This window comes from Bradyrhizobium sp. Bra64 (assembly GCF_024519875.1).
Taxonomy (GTDB): domain Bacteria; phylum Pseudomonadota; class Alphaproteobacteria; order Rhizobiales; family Xanthobacteraceae; genus Bradyrhizobium; species Bradyrhizobium japonicum_G.
The window spans coordinates 103,644-119,497 of record NZ_JALJRD010000009.1; the positions used below are offsets into that span (position 1 = coordinate 103,644).

Annotated in this window: 17 protein-coding genes and 1 pseudogene; 7 read left to right on the top strand and 11 right to left on the bottom strand. The window is 62.1% G+C overall.

Annotation, left to right across the window (positions count from 1 at the left end):
• Positions 1–499 precede the first annotated feature (499 nt).
• Positions 500–618, top strand: a pseudogene (locus NR187_RS24180) (sulfite exporter TauE/SafE family protein); the annotation flags it as partial.
• 597 nt (positions 619–1,215) lie between these two features.
• On the opposite strand, the gene NR187_RS24185 reads toward NR187_RS24180, so the two are convergent.
• Positions 1,216–2,772, bottom strand: coding sequence for a winged helix-turn-helix domain-containing tetratricopeptide repeat protein (locus tag NR187_RS24185; RefSeq protein WP_211386830.1), 1,557 nt, complete (start codon positions 2,770–2,772; stop codon positions 1,216–1,218).
• Positions 2,773–2,880: 108 nt separating this feature from the next.
• On the opposite strand from NR187_RS24185, the gene NR187_RS24190 reads away from it, so the two are divergent.
• Positions 2,881–3,342, top strand: a complete 462-nt coding sequence (locus NR187_RS24190) for a cupin domain-containing protein (RefSeq protein WP_256807910.1) — start codon at positions 2,881–2,883, stop codon at positions 3,340–3,342.
• Between the two features lie 67 nt (positions 3,343–3,409).
• On the opposite strand, the gene NR187_RS24195 is transcribed toward NR187_RS24190, so the two are convergent.
• Together NR187_RS24195 and NR187_RS24200 are read right to left on the bottom strand one after the other, a co-directional pair.
• On the bottom strand, positions 3,410–4,423 hold the full coding sequence (locus NR187_RS24195; protein ID WP_256807912.1) for an acetylserotonin O-methyltransferase: 1,014 nt from the start codon (positions 4,421–4,423) through the stop codon (positions 3,410–3,412).
• Between the two features lie 34 nt (positions 4,424–4,457).
• Entirely contained in the window at positions 4,458–5,417 is a 960-nt protein-coding gene (locus NR187_RS24200; protein WP_256807913.1) for a tripartite tricarboxylate transporter substrate binding protein, read from the bottom strand.
• Between the two features lie 114 nt (positions 5,418–5,531).
• Here NR187_RS24200 and NR187_RS24205 point away from each other — a divergent pair, with 114 nt between their 5' ends.
• Positions 5,532–7,079: a winged helix-turn-helix domain-containing protein gene (locus NR187_RS24205; protein WP_256807914.1), complete on the top strand. Its 1,548-nt coding sequence runs from the start codon at positions 5,532–5,534 to the stop codon at positions 7,077–7,079.
• Positions 7,080–7,151: 72 nt separating this feature from the next.
• Here NR187_RS24205 and NR187_RS24210 read toward each other — a convergent pair whose 3' ends face one another.
• Positions 7,152–7,397: a DUF3551 domain-containing protein gene (locus NR187_RS24210; RefSeq protein WP_306235709.1), complete on the bottom strand. Its 246-nt coding sequence runs from the start codon at positions 7,395–7,397 to the stop codon at positions 7,152–7,154.
• 233 nt (positions 7,398–7,630) lie between these two features.
• Positions 7,631–7,987: a hypothetical protein gene (locus tag NR187_RS24215; RefSeq protein ID WP_256807916.1), complete on the bottom strand. Its 357-nt coding sequence runs from the start codon at positions 7,985–7,987 to the stop codon at positions 7,631–7,633.
• A gap of 218 nt (positions 7,988–8,205) precedes the next feature.
• On the opposite strand from NR187_RS24215, the gene NR187_RS24220 reads away from it, so the two are divergent.
• Together NR187_RS24220 and NR187_RS24225 are read left to right on the top strand one after the other, a co-directional pair.
• Entirely contained in the window at positions 8,206–8,541 is a 336-nt protein-coding gene (locus NR187_RS24220; protein WP_211386826.1) for a hypothetical protein, read from the top strand.
• A 196-nt stretch (positions 8,542–8,737) separates the two neighbouring features.
• On the top strand, positions 8,738–8,914 hold the full coding sequence (locus NR187_RS24225) for a hypothetical protein (RefSeq protein ID WP_211386825.1): 177 nt from the start codon (positions 8,738–8,740) through the stop codon (positions 8,912–8,914).
• Between the two features lie 218 nt (positions 8,915–9,132).
• Here NR187_RS24225 and NR187_RS24230 read toward each other — a convergent pair whose 3' ends face one another.
• The 6 genes from NR187_RS24230 to NR187_RS24255 all read right to left on the bottom strand — a co-directional run bounded on the left by NR187_RS24230 (position 9,133) and on the right by NR187_RS24255 (position 12,872).
• Complete coding sequence (locus NR187_RS24230) at positions 9,133–9,345, bottom strand: DUF2158 domain-containing protein (RefSeq protein ID WP_211386824.1); 213 nt, start codon at positions 9,343–9,345, stop codon at positions 9,133–9,135.
• Positions 9,346–9,711: 366 nt separating this feature from the next.
• Positions 9,712–10,470, bottom strand: coding sequence for an HAD family hydrolase (locus NR187_RS24235; RefSeq protein ID WP_256807917.1), 759 nt, complete (start codon positions 10,468–10,470; stop codon positions 9,712–9,714).
• Entirely contained in the window at positions 10,461–11,348 is an 888-nt protein-coding gene (hemF, locus tag NR187_RS24240) for an oxygen-dependent coproporphyrinogen oxidase (RefSeq protein WP_211386835.1), read from the bottom strand. Before hemF ends, NR187_RS24235 begins: the two co-directional genes overlap by 10 nt.
• An 8-nt stretch (positions 11,349–11,356) precedes the next feature.
• On the bottom strand, positions 11,357–11,731 hold the full coding sequence (locus NR187_RS24245; RefSeq protein WP_211386834.1) for a 6-carboxytetrahydropterin synthase: 375 nt from the start codon (positions 11,729–11,731) through the stop codon (positions 11,357–11,359).
• A 17-nt stretch (positions 11,732–11,748) separates the two neighbouring features.
• Positions 11,749–12,381, bottom strand: coding sequence for a 7-carboxy-7-deazaguanine synthase (gene queE / locus NR187_RS24250; protein WP_211386822.1), 633 nt, complete (start codon positions 12,379–12,381; stop codon positions 11,749–11,751).
• Complete coding sequence (locus NR187_RS24255) at positions 12,378–12,872, bottom strand: tRNA (cytidine(34)-2'-O)-methyltransferase (protein ID WP_256807918.1); 495 nt, start codon at positions 12,870–12,872, stop codon at positions 12,378–12,380. The genes queE and NR187_RS24255 overlap by 4 nt, the downstream gene beginning before the upstream one ends.
• Positions 12,873–13,161: 289 nt before the next feature.
• Here NR187_RS24255 and petA point away from each other — a divergent pair, with 289 nt between their 5' ends.
• Together petA and fbcH are read left to right on the top strand one after the other, a co-directional pair.
• Positions 13,162–13,692, top strand: a complete 531-nt coding sequence (petA, locus tag NR187_RS24260) for a ubiquinol-cytochrome c reductase iron-sulfur subunit (RefSeq protein WP_128924114.1) — start codon at positions 13,162–13,164, stop codon at positions 13,690–13,692.
• 61 nt (positions 13,693–13,753) lie between these two features.
• Positions 13,754–15,817, top strand: coding sequence for a cytochrome b/c1 (gene fbcH / locus NR187_RS24265; RefSeq protein ID WP_211386820.1), 2,064 nt, complete (start codon positions 13,754–13,756; stop codon positions 15,815–15,817).
• Positions 15,818–15,854 lie beyond the last annotated feature (37 nt).

Here is a 15,854-nt window from a genome sequence, read left to right on the forward strand (position 1 = left end):
GTAACTCGGAGCACGCTTCGGAGCCAGGGTCTGCACAGGCGGCAGCCATGGAGTCGACTGAAGCTGATTCCGCACCGGGCAACGGCGTCGGCAAAGGCGCCGAGAACCACGCTGCGGCTTCGGACACTGCGAGCGTGTCAGCGGCAGTGCAGACCACAGAGCCGGCCGTCGTGGAGCACGGCAATTCGGGGCACGATTTATCCTCGACCTCTGCAAACGCCGCGGATCAAGAACTGGTATTCCGCTTCGATAGCGAGGTAACTCCCTCCACTCCCGTCGCGGTAGCTGAGCCTGAAGAGCTGAATCATCCGCACGTTCCGCCCGGTCAGGAGAACCTCGAGGTCATCGTCAATATACTCCCCAATGCACTGGACGGACACGCGGCCGACCACGGCAATAGCGGTCTGCATCATGTCGTTATAGCTACGCCTCATGACTTGCTGATTTGAACTGTTGCATTGTCATTGACCGGAAATGGCAATTGTCAGTGACAATGCGCGCGTTCCTGGCAAAAGCTTTCGTCGGGCGAATGCCGGTGCATGTTCACTCCGCGATCCTCGACGTCGCCATGTCACCGGCGGGCTGGCGATAATCTCGGTGGCGGCGAGGCAACTCATCGCCTGGATGAGCCGGCTCCAATCGGAATTCGTGCCCCGGCCGCGGAGCGTCAACGCACCTGACAGATCGCCCCGAGGTCTTCTCTCGAAGGTATCGCCGACGAGATGTTGGTGATTTGCCGGCTACGGGCGCTCATGGGCTGAATACACTGTGGAGAAAGCGCTCCTTTTCGCCCGGCGCGTAACCCTGCGAAGCGCCAAAATACGGTTCACTTTGGCCTTGGTCGGGTGCGGGCCCGTAGTGCATCGGCGGCGCGGATTGTGCGTAGGCCGAACTCCAGGCGGGGTCCGAGGCGGGACGAACAACAACATGCGACCGGTGCGAATGGTGCACCGTAGCCGCGTTCGCAGCGCCCGCGAGGCTAATCAAAAGGCTCAACGCCAAAATAGAACGCATTGCTTCTTCTCCAATCGAGAGCCGCCCCCTGCCTAAATAGGAAACAGGTCACGTCGCTCCAGCGATGAGCGGGTTCACGATTGGTCACATCGTTGGCATCACGCGCGCGGGGCCCCATGCCAACCTTTGGCTGTCATCCCCTGGCTATTGGCGGATCGACCGGATTTTGCCTCCAAGCGGTCATCGCATTCCCACTTCACGTTACTCCGGGAGCCCGGCCGTCTTCAGCGCATCGCCAAGAGTTTCCGCAAGCGCCGGGGCACAGTTCACGCCCGCGAACTGGCGGCTGTAGCGAAAGGTCGGTTGAAGTTCGAGCACCCGCTCCGCGGCCGCCCTCGCTTCATCCAGCCGTCCGAGTTTGGCAAGCGCAGCGGCCAGTTGGACATAGGTGATGCTGTGTGCGGGATTGGCCTGAACGGACTTGTAGGCGGCGCGACAGGCCTCTTCGTAGCGGCCGCGCAGCAAATGACTCATCGCCTGCGCGTCGAATGCGGCGAAAGCCCACGGGTCGAACGGGCTGAGCCGCATGCCTCGCTCGCTCCACTCGATGGCGCGCTCGGGTTCTCCGCTCCATCCGAGAATGACGCTGCCGAGGATGTAGGTCAGCGCCGAGGAGGGGCTGACGGCAAGCGCGGCTTCGAATGCGGTGAAAGCCGCGTCGCGATCATGCCCATCCATGCCGATTGAAAAACCCGCAAGCGCCAGCGCAGTCGCGTCGTCCTGGCCGTGAAGGATCGCCGAACGGGCATGTCGGATCGAAGCGGCACGATTCGTCTCCCGCAAGCCGACGCGAAGGAAGAGGCAATGGTGGCACATCGCCGCGTTGCCATGTGCCAGCGCGTAGGTGGAATCGAGTTCAATGGCACGTTCGAGCAGCACGAGCGCTCGAGACACCTGCTCTGGCATCCCGGAATCGACGTCGAGCTGGGCCCGCAGAACGAGATCGTAGGCATCCAGGCTGTCGGGGCGCTTCCGCTTGACCCTGTCGATTTCGGCACGGCGCAAGCTCGGCGCAATCGCGCCCACCGCCGAGAGCGCAATCTCATCCTGGAGTGCGAAAATATCGTCGGAGCTGCGGTCGTAGCGCTCGGCCCATACATGAGCGCCGGTCGAGGCGTCGATCATCTGGCCCGTCACGCGCACGCTGCCTTCGGCCTTGCGCACGCTGCCTTCGAGAACGTAGCGCACGCCGAGCTCGCGGCCGACCTGCTTCACGTCCACGGCACGGTCCCTGTAGGTCAAGGTCGAGTTTCGCGCAATGACGAACAACCACTTGATGCGGGCCAGGCCGGTGATGATGTCTTCGACCATCCCGTCGGCGAAGTAGTCCTGCTGGGGATCGCCGCTCAAGTTCGAAAACGGCAGAACCGCGACGGACGGCTTGTCGGGCAACGTCGGTGCGTACGCCGCACGGGCGGCAGGTGACGCATCCGGACCATGGGTGGCGACGGGCGGTCCGACATAGCGATAGCCGCGGCGCGGCAGCGTTTCGATCCAGCTATCGGCCTTCTCGTCGGCGAGCACCCGGCGGAGGGCGGCGATCTGCACCGTGAGATTGTTGTCGGCAACGGCCAGTCCGCCCCAGCCGGCCTCGACCAGCGCATCCTTGGAAACCGGTACGCCCGCGTTCTCCAGCAGCAGCCGCAGCAGCGCGACGGCGCGCTGCCCGAGCATGGTGGGCCTGGCCCCATGGTAGAGAATGCCCGCCTCCGGGTCGAGGCGGAACGGGCCGAACTGGTAGAGATCCGCCGTTGCCATTCGATGCTTTTAGCAAATTTTTGGGAACTGTTTCACGACTTCCGACACAGATGGGCGATGTTGCTTCAGTGCCCGTGGGAGCACGCACCTGGACGATGGAGGAATGTCATGAGCGCCGATGCTGTCATTCGTATGCCTGACGAGAAGAAGGGCGTCATGCTCCGTGGTCATCCCATGGTTTTCCTCGTCACTGGCGAGGATACCAAATACACGAGCATGTTCGACTGGACGATCCCGGCGGGCTTCGCCACCGGGCTGCATGTTCATCGGGTGCAGGAGGAGACCTTCTATCTACTCGAGGGGGAGTGTGAGTGGCATGTTCGCGACAAGACGCTGCGCGCAAGCCCGGGGACCTATTTGTTCATCCCGCCGGGGGTCCCTCACAACATCACCAATGTCAGTGACAAACCGGCCCGCGTGCTGATGACCGTCTCCCCGCCCGGCCACGAGCACTATTTCGAACAGCTTGCGAAACTCGCGGCGCAGGGTGCGCCGGATCCAGAGGTTCTCTCCGACCTCCGCGACCGTTACGACACCGATCAGTTGTCGACTTTGACAACACGGGCGTAAGCCTTGGGGGCGGGCTTCGATGGTAGCTTGGCCCAGAGCGGACCCCGACAGAGTTACGTCGTCGATTCTATTTTTCACCGATGATCATGGAGTTTCCGCCTGGAAGATCGCGCACGGTAGTCTTTACGAACCCGGTAGAACGCATCCAGTCGGTGCATTCCGTTGCCGTATATCCAAACCCTCCCGACGTCCAAAGCAGCATGTTGAGAGATGAGAGCAGGCCAGTTGCGCTTGCGCGTCGGTCGTCGTCGATCAGCATGTCATAGACGACAATGGATCCACCTTTTGGGATTGCTTGATAGGCCTTATCCAACAGCATCCTTTTGGTCTCGAGGTCCCAATTGTGCAGGACGCGACCAAGCACGACAACGTCAGCCGGGGGTAACCGATCTTTGAAAAAATCGCCTTCCGTGAAGCTCACCCTGTCGGTGACGTTGCATCTGAGTGCGTACTCCTCGAATGCCGGACGCAGCGCCGGAAGGTCGAAGCCGACCGCACGGACGTGAGGATGCGCCAACGCAATTTGGACCGGCAGGCACCCCTGAGCAGTGCCGACATCACAAAGCGTCGCATGGTTCCGCCAGGGAAACTGTTGAGCGATACCTTGAGCGGCGAGCAAGCTGCCGGAAGTCATTGCTGTAACGAAAGTCCGGAATTTCGCCGCGTCGGCGTACAATGACCCGAAGTGATCTTGACCATGAGTCTCGGCGGCAGGATTGCCGGTCCGCAGCGCCTGCGTCAGCGATCCCCACATCCCGTATTCGCGACGGTTGTACTGATCGAAGCTTGCGCCGAGATAAGTTGGCTTCGCCTGATCAAGGTAGTGATCGCACTCCTCAGTGTTGCGATATAGCCCTTTGTCATCTCGCGTCAAGAGACTCATCGAGACAAGTGCATCGAAGAAGTCGCGAGCTGCGCGACTATGCACCTGAATGCGGCGGGTGAGTTCCCCCGCATCAAGCGGGCCGGTTGCCAGCTGCGAAAAGACTCCGAGCTCGATCGCGCTAAGTAGAATTTTTGCTTGTCGATAGGCGCTGCCGATCGCGAAAAGCCGATCAGTACGCGGATGCTCGCAGGTCATGAAGGTAGCTCCTAGCTCAGTGTTTTCACGCCCGCTATTGCGGCGCCGCCTTGGTGTAACGGGCGAGTGCCGCGCGCTCGTCTTTGACAATCTTTTGCAGCTCTGCCGGAGAGGTTACCCGTAGCTGCATGCCGATCGCATTGAAGCGCCCCGCCAGATCCGAAGCCGCGCCGATTTCATGCAGGTCGGCCCCGATGCGTTCACGTAGCGCTGCTGACATTCCGCGGGGCGCGAAAAAACCAAGAAACGCTTCGTACTCAAGGTCCGGGAAGCCCGACTCGCGCGCCGTCGGCACCTCTGGCAGGGAGGGTGATCGCCGACTGTTCGTAATCGCGATGATCTTGATCTTGCCGGTTTGCGCCATCGGCAATTGGGTCGCGAGGGCAGAAACATAGAATTGGAGTCGATCCTGCGAGAGGTCCTGCATCGCCAGGCTCACGTCCCGGTATGGGACGCGCAGGAGATCAATGCCGGCGCCTTCCAAAAACCCCGGCACCAGATAGTCGAGACTGCCCGGAGTTCCGCTCCAGTTGAACTGACCCTGCTTGAGGCGTGCCTGCGCGACAAATTCAGACAGCGAGGTCGTGGCCAGGGAGGCAGGCACCCCTATAGCCACATAGACTTCGGCGGCGGCCGCGACCGGCAGCAGATCATCGGGATTGTATGGAAGGCTACCCGGGTGCGTGAGCAGGTTGCTCGTGAGCGGCCCCCCGTTTGTATAAAGCAGAGTATGCCCATCGTTTGAGTTGAGCACTGCAGTTGCGGCGATGATGCCGTCAGCGCCTGGACGGTTCTCGACGATGACGGGCTTCCCCCATCGCTCCGCGAGCTTCTCGGCGAAGGGCCGCGCCGTGACGTCGCCGCCACTACCCGGCGGAAACGGCGTGATGATCTTCACGACCCGGGTCGGCCACGACTGGGCGTTGCCCGGAAACGCCGTAAGCATCAGGGCAATGATTGTAAGCATTCCCAGCGCCAAATTCGCGGTGCGCATGAAGGTGTCTCCTCGCTCCGACCGCCCACGCGGCGGTTTTGTCAGGCTCGATGGACACTAGGAGGGGATGCCTTTAAGGTCATTGTTTCAGGGTCTGAAGAGTTCTGAACAAGCATGACACTTAATCCGAAACCGGATCGAGGCACTGTTCGATTTGGGAAGTTCGTGCTGGATCTAATCGACCGGCGGCTGACCTGTTCGGAACAGCCTGTCAAGCTTTCAAGCCGGGCCCTCGATATCCTTTGCGAACTGGCTTCGGTCCCAGGCGAAGTCGTGAACAAGGATCGCCTGATGGAGAAAGTCTGGCCTAGCCGCGTGGTGGAGGAGAACGCAATCCAGGTGCATGTGTCCGCGCTGCGCAAGGCCCTCGAACCCGGAAGCGACGGTCACGTGTACGTCGTCACGGTTCCGGGACGAGGCTATCGCCTGGTTGGGATCGACAATGCATCAGACATGCCGACGTATCGGAGCTCCACAGATACACCGGCGCGCGGGACCTCGGTTGCCGTTCTTCGGTTTGTCAATCTGAGCGGGGATTCGAGGCAGGATTACTTCGCCGACGGCATCGTAGAAGACATCATCACCGGACTGTCACGTATCACAGGTCTGTCAGTAGTCGGCAGCACGTCGAGTTTGCTGTTCGAAGCCGGCTCCGGCGACCTGGCGAGTATCGGGCGGAAGCTTGGATGCCGCTATCTTGTGCAGGGAAGCGTGCGTAAGGCCGACAATCGGATAAGAATCACGGCGAGGTTGGTTGAATCCGACACCGGTGTCGCATTATGGGCTGAACGCTACGATCGCAGGTTTGATGATATTTTCGAGGTTCAGGATGCAATCGCGATGAGCCTGATCGGGGCTCTCGAACCGAATTTGCGCAAAGTCGAGATCAGCCGCGTTCGAAGAGAGCGACCCAACAGTCTCGACGCCTATGACCTTGTGTTGAGGGCGATCTCCTCGATGCGCACGACGATGCCGACGGGCGCTGGTGAAGCCATTCCGCTATTGCAGAAGGCATTGGAGCTGGAACCCGAATATTTGGCAGCGCAAGCGCAGCTTGCACGATGCTTTCAAATAAGATTTAGCCGGAGCGGTCTGAAGGAGGAAGACCGTGTGACTGCGGTCCGTTATGCTCGCGCTGCCACGAGAAGTGATGACGCGACCGCACTGGGTGCTGCGGGCCTCGTCATCTGGTTTGCCGATGCCGACTTCGGTAGCGCTTTCGAGGTCTTTGACCGTGCGCTGTCCATCAGTCATTCGAATGTCGTTGCTTTGGGAAACAGCGCGTTCGCTCATGCGTTTATGGGCCACGGGGAAATTGCCCTCACACTGGCGCAACGCGCTCTGGCGGTGAGTCCGTTAGACACGCTGATCGCTCATATGGCGATCGCGGTGACCGAGCTTCATGCCAACCGTTTTGACGAGGCGCTCAAGGCAGCGGCTCACGCCGTCGAAGCAAATCCGTCCTTTAGCGTGCCGCAAGTCCTTTTGACGGTCGCTCTCGTCCGGCTTGGTCGCCTTGAGGAGGCGAGATCAACCGCCGAACGTGTCTTGAGCCTGGATCCAACGTTCACGATGCCAGTCTGGGCAGTCACCGTACGGAAAAATCCCGCCGTTTTCGACCCGATGGCGCAGGCTTGGGCCCAGCTCGCCACTCACTGCTAGTGTCTGCTTGTGGCCCTTGTGCGCCATCCGGCATGGTTCGGCCGTGCTCAGCGCGTCGCGGCGTTCGTGTGATCAGCGCGTCCGGGGCGGAGCCGGCGGTCTGAACCTCACGCGCGGGTTCACAGCGCAAGAGGTGTTCCACCGTCCGGATGCCGAGGCCATGCACTGTTCTCGGGTCTCATACATGCACTCGCCGGAAGCGCCGAGCTCTCCGCCAAAGACGCACCAGGGGTAGTCGCGCTCGGCGTGTGCCGCGGGAGCAAGCCCCGCCACCATGAAGGCAACCAGCACGGCGATTCGCATGAGATACTCCATCATGTCAGCCGAACGGCGCCGGAAAAAGCTGGCGCCTGGAAAAGGGAGCCGGTCGCTGAATGGCTAGCGAATTGCTGCCCCAACGGCAAGCACCAATCCGGCATTGCGCGATATCGTTCCTATCGTATTGCAGAAGTTTGTCATCAGCTCCTGGGAGGTCCGAGTGACCCGAAGCGGGCATACGGCTTGCCCCGCCTTCCCGCGTCGTTCGGTTGCCGCTGCCTGTTCTATCACTGCTATTCAATCGTTGCGTTCACCGTCATGACCGATCTGCCCGAGCCGTACGGACCTTTTCCTTCGCCATATATGGCAAAGGTGTCGTTGCCCCTGTATCCGGATGTCGCCGTGTATCTGAACGTCGTTACGTTAAGCTGCCTCAGCGTCCCGTGTGCAGGCTTGCGGGAAACGCCCGAGCTATTCATCACGCCTGGAATTCGCATCGGGAAATTGCACGTTTCGCCCGTCTTGACCGCGACGTAGGCAGTCATGTCGACACCGAACGCTGATGGATGGCCTGTGACCCGGCAGTCAGAGACGGCAAAAGCCGAAACCGTCGTAAAGCTCAGCGCAGCCGCTATGACCCGCAACCACATGTGACTCTCCCGTCCGGGTGACATCGCCAGCAGTTGACTTCGAAGCGGTTGGACAACAATTGATTTGAATCAACATGCCGACCTGCGTCGGCGAAACGGTCGGAGGACGAATCGGCTTGGTTCCGCCCGTGGGCTCGTCGCGTCGGTGAAGAATTACGGCGAGAGTGCCGCGTCATTGCGGGGCGGTTGTTTCAGGGTTGCAGCCGTGAGAGCAGACGTTGTCGATCCTGATCGCGACGTCGCTGATCTATGCGCATCCGTTCAAGTTCGCCTTCTGCTTTGGTTGTCTCCTGGTTCTGGCGCTTCATCTCGATAATCAGCGCCTCTTGCTCTGCGAGTCGCCGTTCTCCTTCGACGACATCGCGCTCTATCTGGCTCAGCTCATCGTATATCGCAGTCGTGTACATCACGATCCTCGTGCGGCGGTGCCGCGCACGCTGGAGAGCATATTCCGCCCCTTGCTGGACCTCGACCAGGCCCGCGCGGTGCGGCCTTGTCCGGAGTGCGAGGCGCATGACTTTCAACTCAGCGAGCTTCTTGAACGTTCCTGTTGATGCCATTTTTTCCCGAGCTTTGATCGAGAGGCTATCTTGGTGACCGGAACTATCTTGGCACTATCTTGGCGAAAGCGGCCCGCCTGACACGGCGACAGCCGTCACTGCCCCGGAACGAACCTCGTCAACCGAACGGACCCGTTGCTGACGACCTGTACAACGCGTACCGTCGCCGATGCCGATGCAAGGAACCCCAATGACTGATCGAGAAAAGATTCTAATTGCCCTGCGCGAAAAGCCTCTGAAGACTTTCGAAATCATGAAGCGTGTGAACATAAAAAATCAAGACGACTGTCAATCGCTCCTGCTGAAGATGCGTGACGACGGCGCCGTGAAGTTCGATATTCACAAGGGGCATTGGCGCGTTGCGTGACGACGTTCGCTTCGTCGCCAGCGGCCGGTGGAAATGCTTCCAGTTCCTTTCAGTGGAGAGAACGACTGGCTGTCTCCGGGCCGTATTTTCCTTCGGCGGTAACTTCCGTGGGGGGTGGCCGATGTCCGCTATCGCGCCGTTCTCGGCGGATAAGCGGACATCGCGCGTCGGAGGTAGTACTCCGTTTCGATCCAATCAGGACGCGGCGTTAGGCGTGCCTACTCCTCGTCTTCATCGTCCTCGTCTTCATCCTCGTCGTCTTCGTCCAGTTCTTCCAGTCGCTCGAGCACGGCGAGCGGCAGCGTCTCGCGAAACAAGTCGCCTTCGACGCCCATCCAGAGGCAGATGACGTCGTCGCCTTTGACGTCCGCGACGGTCAGCGGCTGGCCGCCGGATTTCAGCATGACGATATCGCCGGCTTTCAGTTCCATGGATGGTCCTTTCGGGTTGATTGACTTAAGAAGCTAGCAGGCCGGCATGACACGCCGATCACGGATCGCCGGATCAGTCGATGTGCTGCGGCAGCGCGCATCCGCCACCAGACTGCTGAAACGCCGATGATGGAGCCTCAGGCCGGGAGCGGGACCATGACGGAGACAAGGTACCTGCTCGATGGGTTGCGCAGGGGCTTTTCCGTCCCATGCGCCGCGATGATGGCATCATGCGCCTGTTTTGCCCGACGGGTCAAATGATTTCGCAAAATCCGCAATCTGCCGCGTTTGCGGCAAGCCGTTGATTTTGCAGCAGCCGGCTACTGTGCATGGGGTTGTTTTCGAAATTGTTTCTTCGCGCACCAGTTAGAGCCGGTCCGGCACCAGCTCGGTCAGCGAGCGGATGATGCGGTCGGGCTTGACGGTCGAGCCTTCGGGCAGGCCGTCGCCGTGCACGTCGATCCAGATCGAGTAGATGCCGAGGCGCTGCGGCGTCACGACCTCCCACTCCAGATTGTCGCCGATCATCCAGGTGTCCTGGGCGGTGACGCCGAGCGCCTCCATCGCGTGCAGATAGGCGCGCTCCTCGGGCTTGCCGAAACCGTGCTCGCCCTCGATCTGGATGTGATGGAAGCGGTGCGCCAGCTCGAAGCGCTCGACCTTGGCGCGCTGGGTGTCGGCGGCGCCGTTGGTCACCAGCGCGAGCTTGATGCCGAGCGCCTTCAATTGGTCGATCGCCTCATGCGCGCCGGGGAAGACGAACATCTCCTCCTCACGATAGGTGGTGAAGCGGTCGGCGAGGCGAATGGCGAGGTCGTCGGGCAGGGCGCGGTGGCCGGCCGCCGCGAGCGCGGCGAAGCCGCCCTTGACGGTGATGTGCCGGGCCTCGGCAAGCTTCAGCCGCCACGCGGCTTCCGCATTGGCCCAGAAGTTTCGCGCGAAGGCCAGCACCGCGGTGGCGACCTGATGCGGCGGCAGCGGCGCGAGCTCCTCGGCGAACTCGGCCGTGATCGTATTCCACGCGATCTCGGGCCGGCCATAGGCCGACAGGATGGTGTCGTCCATGTCGATCAGCATGGCGCGCGGCAGCGGCGTCATGGCGGGCTTCATCGCGGTCATGGCCATTTCACCTCCGGCGGCAGCGACGACAGGATCGAATCGACATTGCCGCCGGTCTTGAGCCCGAAGATGGTGCCGCGGTCGTAGAGCAGGTTGAATTCGACATAGCGTCCGCGCCGGACCAGTTGCTCCTCGCGGTCATCAGCGGTCCAGGCGCTCGCGAAATTGCGCCGCACGATCTCGGGGTAGATATTCCGGAAAGCACGGCCGACGTCCTGGGTGAAAGCGAGGTCGGCGTCCCAGTCGCCGCTGTCGTGCCAGTCGTAGAAGATGCCGCCGATGCCGCGCGCCTCTTTGCGGTGCGGCAGATGGAAATACTCGTCGCACCATTTTTTGTACTTGTCGTAATCGGCGATGCCGTTCGGTTGCGCGCAGGCCTGTTTCATCGCGGCGTGGAAGGCGATGCTGTCGGCGTCGTCCTGCGTGCGCCGGCGGTCGAGCACCGGCGTCAGATCGGCGCCGCCGCCGAACCATGCTTTCGTGGTGACGACGAAGCGCGTGTTCATGTGCACGGCGGGGACGTGCGGATTGCGCAAGTGGGCGATCAGTGAGATGCCGGAGGCCCAGAACCTCGGGTCTTCCGCCGCGCCCGGAATCTGCGCGCGAAACTCGGGCGCGAACTCGCCGTGCACCGTCGAGCAATGCACGCCGACCTTCTCGAACAGGCGGCCATGCATCATCGACATCACGCCGCCGCCGCCGGCCGCGCCGGTGTGATCGGTGCGCTGCCAGGGTGTCCGCAGGAAACGGCCGGCCTTGCCCGGATAAAGGCTTTGCGGCGCGTCATCCTCCAGCCGCTCGAAGCTCGCGCAGATGTCGTCGCGCAAGGCTTCGAACCATGTTCGTGCGCGGCTCTTGCGGTCTTCGATCAAATTGGGGTCCATTGCAGATGTCATCGCGTCAACCCTTGCGGACCGTAATAGCTGCAGCTCTCGTTGCAACTGTCGCGATGGATGCTGACTCGGGTGAGCTTGCCGATATGGGCCAGCCGCTCCCAGACGAAGCGCGACAGATTCTCCAGCGTCGGCGTGCCCAGCGCCTCGATCTTGTTGAGGTACTTGTGGTCGAGCGTCAGCCTGACGTCCTCGATCGCGCGCTGGACGAGACCGAGATCGACCACCATCCCGGTTTTGGGATCGGGCGTGCCGCGCACCGTCACCTCGGCGCGGAAGGAGTGGCCGTGGATCTCTTCGCTGGCGGCGCCGAACGTCGTTCCCGACAGTGAGTGCGCCGCCTCGAAGCGGAACGATTTCGTCAATTCCCACATCTGTTCGAAAACCAATCCTATCTGATGCCGAGCGATTTATGCGTCTGCACGCTCAGCCGCCATTGCGGATGATTGAGGCAGTAATCGATCGCGCGCGCGGTGTTCTCGGTGACCTCCGGTCCGTCCATCGGCTGCAGCGAGAAGCGCTCGAAGGCGAGATCCTCGAAAGTCTCCGGCGCGGCGAGGGCCTGCGGATAGACCAGCTTCAGCTCGTGGCCGCGCCGGATCACCAGATCGCTGCCGCCCTTGGGGCTGACGCAGATCCAGTCGAGCCCCGCGGGCGGGGCGATCGTGCCATTGGTCTCGACGCCGATCTCGAAGCCATTGGCGTGGAGTGCGTCGATCAGCGCGTCGTCGACCTGGAGCAGCGGCTCGCCGCCGGTGAGCACCACGTAGCGGTTGGCGGTGGAGGCCGTCCATTGCGCGGCGATGGTGTCGGCAAGTTCCACGGCCGAGGCATAGCGCCCGCCGAGCGTTCCGTCGGTGCCGACGAAATCCGTATCGCAGAATTTGCAGGTGGCATCCATACGGTCGGCCTCGCGCCCGCTCCAGAGATTGCAGCCGGCAAAACGGCAAAACACGGACGCGCGCCCGGCATGGGCGCCTTCGCCTTGCAGGGTCAGGAAGATTTCCTTGACCGCGTAACTCAACCGTCTCTCCTCAATCCTGTGGGCCCTTCCTGTGGGCCCTTGGGGTTCCGGAGCTGCCGCAGCGCTTCGCCGGCGGCCATGGCCGCGGACATGGCGACATTGAGCGACCGCAGCCCGGCCGTGATCGGGATCACCAGCCGCGCATCGGCGGCCTCGACCACCGCGTCGGTGACGCCGGCGCTCTCGCGCCCGAATAGCAGGATGTCCGCCGTCTGGTAACGGAAATCGCGATAGTCGGTGGCCCCTTTGGTGGTGAACAGCAGCAGGCGGCAGCCCTGGGCCGCACGCCACGCCTCGAATTTCGACCAGGAATCGTGGCGGGTGATGCTGACCTGATCGAGGTAATCCATTCCCGCCCGGCGGAAATGCCGGTCGGAGACCGGGAAGCCTGCCGGTTCGATGATATGGGCGGCCACGCCCAGACAGGCGCAGAGCCTGAGAATCGTGCCGGTGTTCTGGGGGATGTCGGGTTGGAAAAGCGCTATCTGCATGGGCTGTGCTTAGGCTGTATCGGGGTCGGCGCGGGCCGGAAATGTCTCAATAAAACATCGCTAGCGCGGGAATTCGTGCATTGCACGCTTCCCCGCCGTTAGCGGGCTTGCGCTCGCCCGGCAAGGGTGCCAATAGAACGATTCTGGACTGCTGTTTTCGCCTTGTTTTGGCGGGGACGAGTGAAGTTCTGCCGCCGCGGGGGGCCGCGGGCGCCGGCAGGCTGTTCTGGGGACCTTGGGGGCTCCCGGAGCGGTTCCGCCGGCAGCATAAGAAGAAAGGGTTGGAATCGTGACGACAGCGTCTTCGGCGGACCATCCGACACGCCGTGATTTCTTATTCGTTGCAACGGGGGCGGCTGCAGCAGTAGGGGGCGCAGCTGCGCTCTGGCCCTTCATCTCCCAGATGAATCCTGATGCGTCGACCATCGCCGCCGGTGCGCCGATCGAGGTCGATCTCAGCCCGGTCGCCGAGGGACAGGACATCAAGGTGTTCTGGCGCGGCAAGCCGATCTACATCAGCCACCGCACCAAGAAGCAGATCGACGAGGCGCGCGCCGTCAACGTGGCGAGCCTGCCCGATCCGCAGACCGACGAGGCTCGGGTCAAGTCCGGCCATGAGCAATGGCTGGTCGTGATCGGCATCTGCACCCATCTCGGCTGCATCCCGATCGCTCATGAGGGCAATTACGACGGGTTCTTCTGCCCCTGTCATGGTTCGCAGTACGATTCGTCCGGCCGCATCCGCCAGGGGCCCGCGCCCGCGAACCTGCCGGTGCCGCCGTACCAGTTCGTTTCCGACACCAAAATCCAGATCGGCTGAGCTTCGGACCGCCGTCCGAAGCTTCGCGCCGTCTCGCCGTACATTTCCTCAGGATCGCATCATGAGCGGACCATCCGACTACCAGCCGAGCAATCCGGCCCTGCAATGGATCGAGCGGCGTCTGCCGATCCTCGGCCTCATGCACTCCTCTTTCGTCGTCTACCCCACCCCGCGCAATCTGAACTACTGGTGGACGTTCGGCGCCATCCTCTCCTTCATGCTGGGGATGCAGATCCTGACCGGCGTGATCCTGGCGATGCACTACACGCCGCATGCCGATCTCGCCTTCAAGTCGGTCGAGCTTCTGGTCCGTGACGTCAATTACGGCTGGCTGCTGCGCAACATGCACGCCTGCGGCGCGTCGATGTTCTTCTTCGCGGTCTACGTCCACATGCTGCGCGGCCTCTATTACGGCTCCTACAAGGAGCCGCGCGAGGTGCTGTGGATCCTCGGCGTCATCATCTACCTCTTGATGATGGCGACCGGCTTCATGGGCTACGTGCTGCCGTGGGGCCAGATGAGCTTCTGGGGCGCCACCGTCATCACCAACCTGTTCTCCGCCATTCCCTATGTCGGCGAGAGCATCGTGACGCTGCTGTGGGGCGGCTATTCGGTCGGCAATCCGACGCTGAACCGCTTCTTCTCGCTGCACTATCTGCTGCCGTTCCTGATCGCGGGCGTTGTCGTGCTGCACGTCTGGGCGCTGCATGTCGCCGGCCAGAACAATCCTGACGGCGTCGAGCCGAAGACGGAAAAGGACACGGTCCCGTTCACGCCCCACGCGACCATCAAGGACGGCTTCGGCGTCGCCTGCTTCCTGCTGCTCTATGCCTGGTTCATCTTCTACATGCCGAACTATCTCGGCGACGCCGACAACTACATTCCGGCGAACCCGGGGGTGACGCCGCCGCACATCGTGCCGGAATGGTATTACCTGCCATTCTACGCGATCCTGCGCTCGATCCCGAACAAGCTCGCGGGCGTGATCGGGATGTTCTCGGCGATCATCATCCTGTGCTTCCTGCCCTGGCTCGATGCCGCCAAGACCAAATCGTCGAAGTACCGGCCGCTGGCAAAACAGTTCTTCTGGATCTTCGTCGCGGTCTGCATCCTGCTCGGCTATCTCGGCGCGCAGCCGCCGGAAGGCATCTACGTGATCGCCGGCCGGGTCCTGACGGTCTGCTACTTCGCCTACTTCCTGATCGTGCTGCCGCTGCTCGCGCGCATCGAGAAGCCGCGGCCGGTGCCGAATTCGATCTCGGAGGCGATCCTCGCCAAGAGCGGCAAGGCGGTGGCCTCCGTCGCCATCGCGCTCGTCGCAGCCGGTGCGCTGTTCCTCGGCAGCCTGCAGGATGCGCGCGCCTCCGAAGGCAGCGACAAGCCGCCGGGCAACAAATGGTCGTTTGCCGGTCCCTTCGGCAAGTACGATCGCGGCGCATTGCAGCGCGGCCTGAAGGTCTACAAGGAAGTCTGTTCCAACTGCCACGGCCTGTCCTACGTCGCCTTCCGCAATCTCGCGGAAGCCGGCGGCCCCGGCTATTCGGTGGCGCAGGCTGCGGCCTTCGCCTCCGACTACAAGATCAAGGATGGTCCGAACGATGCCGGCGACATGTTCGAGCGCGCGGGCCGGCCGGCCGACTATTTCCCCTCGCCGTTCCCGAACGAGCAGGCCGCGCGTGCGGCGAACGGCGGCGCGGCGCCGCCGGATCTGTCGCTGATCACCAAGGCGCGGTCCTACGGCCGCGGCTTCCCGATGTTCATCTTCGACTTCTTCACCCAGTATCAGGAGCAGGGCCCGGACTACGTCTCGGCTGTGCTCCAGGGGTTTGAGGACAAGGTGCCGGAAGGCGTGACCATCCCGGAGGGCTCCTACTACAACAAGTACTTCCCGGGCCACGCCATCAAGATGCCGAAGCCGCTCAGCGACGGCCAGGTGACCTATGACGACGGCTCGCCGACCACGATCGCGCAATATTCCAAGGACGTCACCACGTTCCTGATGTGGACCGCCGAGCCGCACATGGAAGCGCGCAAGCGCATGGGCTTCCAGGTGTTCATTTTCCTGATCATCTTCGCCGGCCTGATGTACTTCACCAAGAAGAAGGTCTGGGCCGACTCCCACTGAGGGGCCGGAGGCGAGACGAGAATGAAGAGGCCCCCGC

What these genes read in the sequence shown, in the direction of transcription:
- NR187_RS24215 (WP_256807916.1), bottom strand. Translation starts at nt 7,987, where the DNA reads ATGTGGTTGCGGGTCATAGCGGCTGCGCTGAGCTTTACGACGGTTTCG.
- NR187_RS24235 (WP_256807917.1), bottom strand. Translation starts at nt 10,470, where the DNA reads ATGGCCATGACCGCGATGAAGCCCGCCATGACGCCGCTGCCGCGCGCC.
- NR187_RS24190 (WP_256807910.1), top strand. Translation starts at nt 2,881, where the DNA reads ATGAGCGCCGATGCTGTCATTCGTATGCCTGACGAGAAGAAGGGCGTC.
- NR187_RS24205 (WP_256807914.1), top strand. Translation starts at nt 5,532, where the DNA reads ATGACACTTAATCCGAAACCGGATCGAGGCACTGTTCGATTTGGGAAG.
- hemF (WP_211386835.1), bottom strand. Translation starts at nt 11,348, where the DNA reads ATGGACCCCAATTTGATCGAAGACCGCAAGAGCCGCGCACGAACATGG.
- NR187_RS24230 (WP_211386824.1), bottom strand. Translation starts at nt 9,345, where the DNA reads ATGGAACTGAAAGCCGGCGATATCGTCATGCTGAAATCCGGCGGCCAG.
- NR187_RS24185 (WP_211386830.1), bottom strand. Translation starts at nt 2,772, where the DNA reads ATGGCAACGGCGGATCTCTACCAGTTCGGCCCGTTCCGCCTCGACCCG.
- NR187_RS24200 (WP_256807913.1), bottom strand. Translation starts at nt 5,417, where the DNA reads ATGCGCACCGCGAATTTGGCGCTGGGAATGCTTACAATCATTGCCCTG.
- fbcH (WP_211386820.1), top strand. Translation starts at nt 13,754, where the DNA reads ATGAGCGGACCATCCGACTACCAGCCGAGCAATCCGGCCCTGCAATGG.
- NR187_RS24210 (WP_306235709.1), bottom strand. Translation starts at nt 7,397, where the DNA reads ATGATGGAGTATCTCATGCGAATCGCCGTGCTGGTTGCCTTCATGGTG.
- NR187_RS24255 (WP_256807918.1), bottom strand. Translation starts at nt 12,872, where the DNA reads ATGCAGATAGCGCTTTTCCAACCCGACATCCCCCAGAACACCGGCACG.
- NR187_RS24245 (WP_211386834.1), bottom strand. Translation starts at nt 11,731, where the DNA reads ATGTGGGAATTGACGAAATCGTTCCGCTTCGAGGCGGCGCACTCACTG.
- NR187_RS24195 (WP_256807912.1), bottom strand. Translation starts at nt 4,423, where the DNA reads ATGACCTGCGAGCATCCGCGTACTGATCGGCTTTTCGCGATCGGCAGC.
- NR187_RS24225 (WP_211386825.1), top strand. Translation starts at nt 8,738, where the DNA reads ATGACTGATCGAGAAAAGATTCTAATTGCCCTGCGCGAAAAGCCTCTG.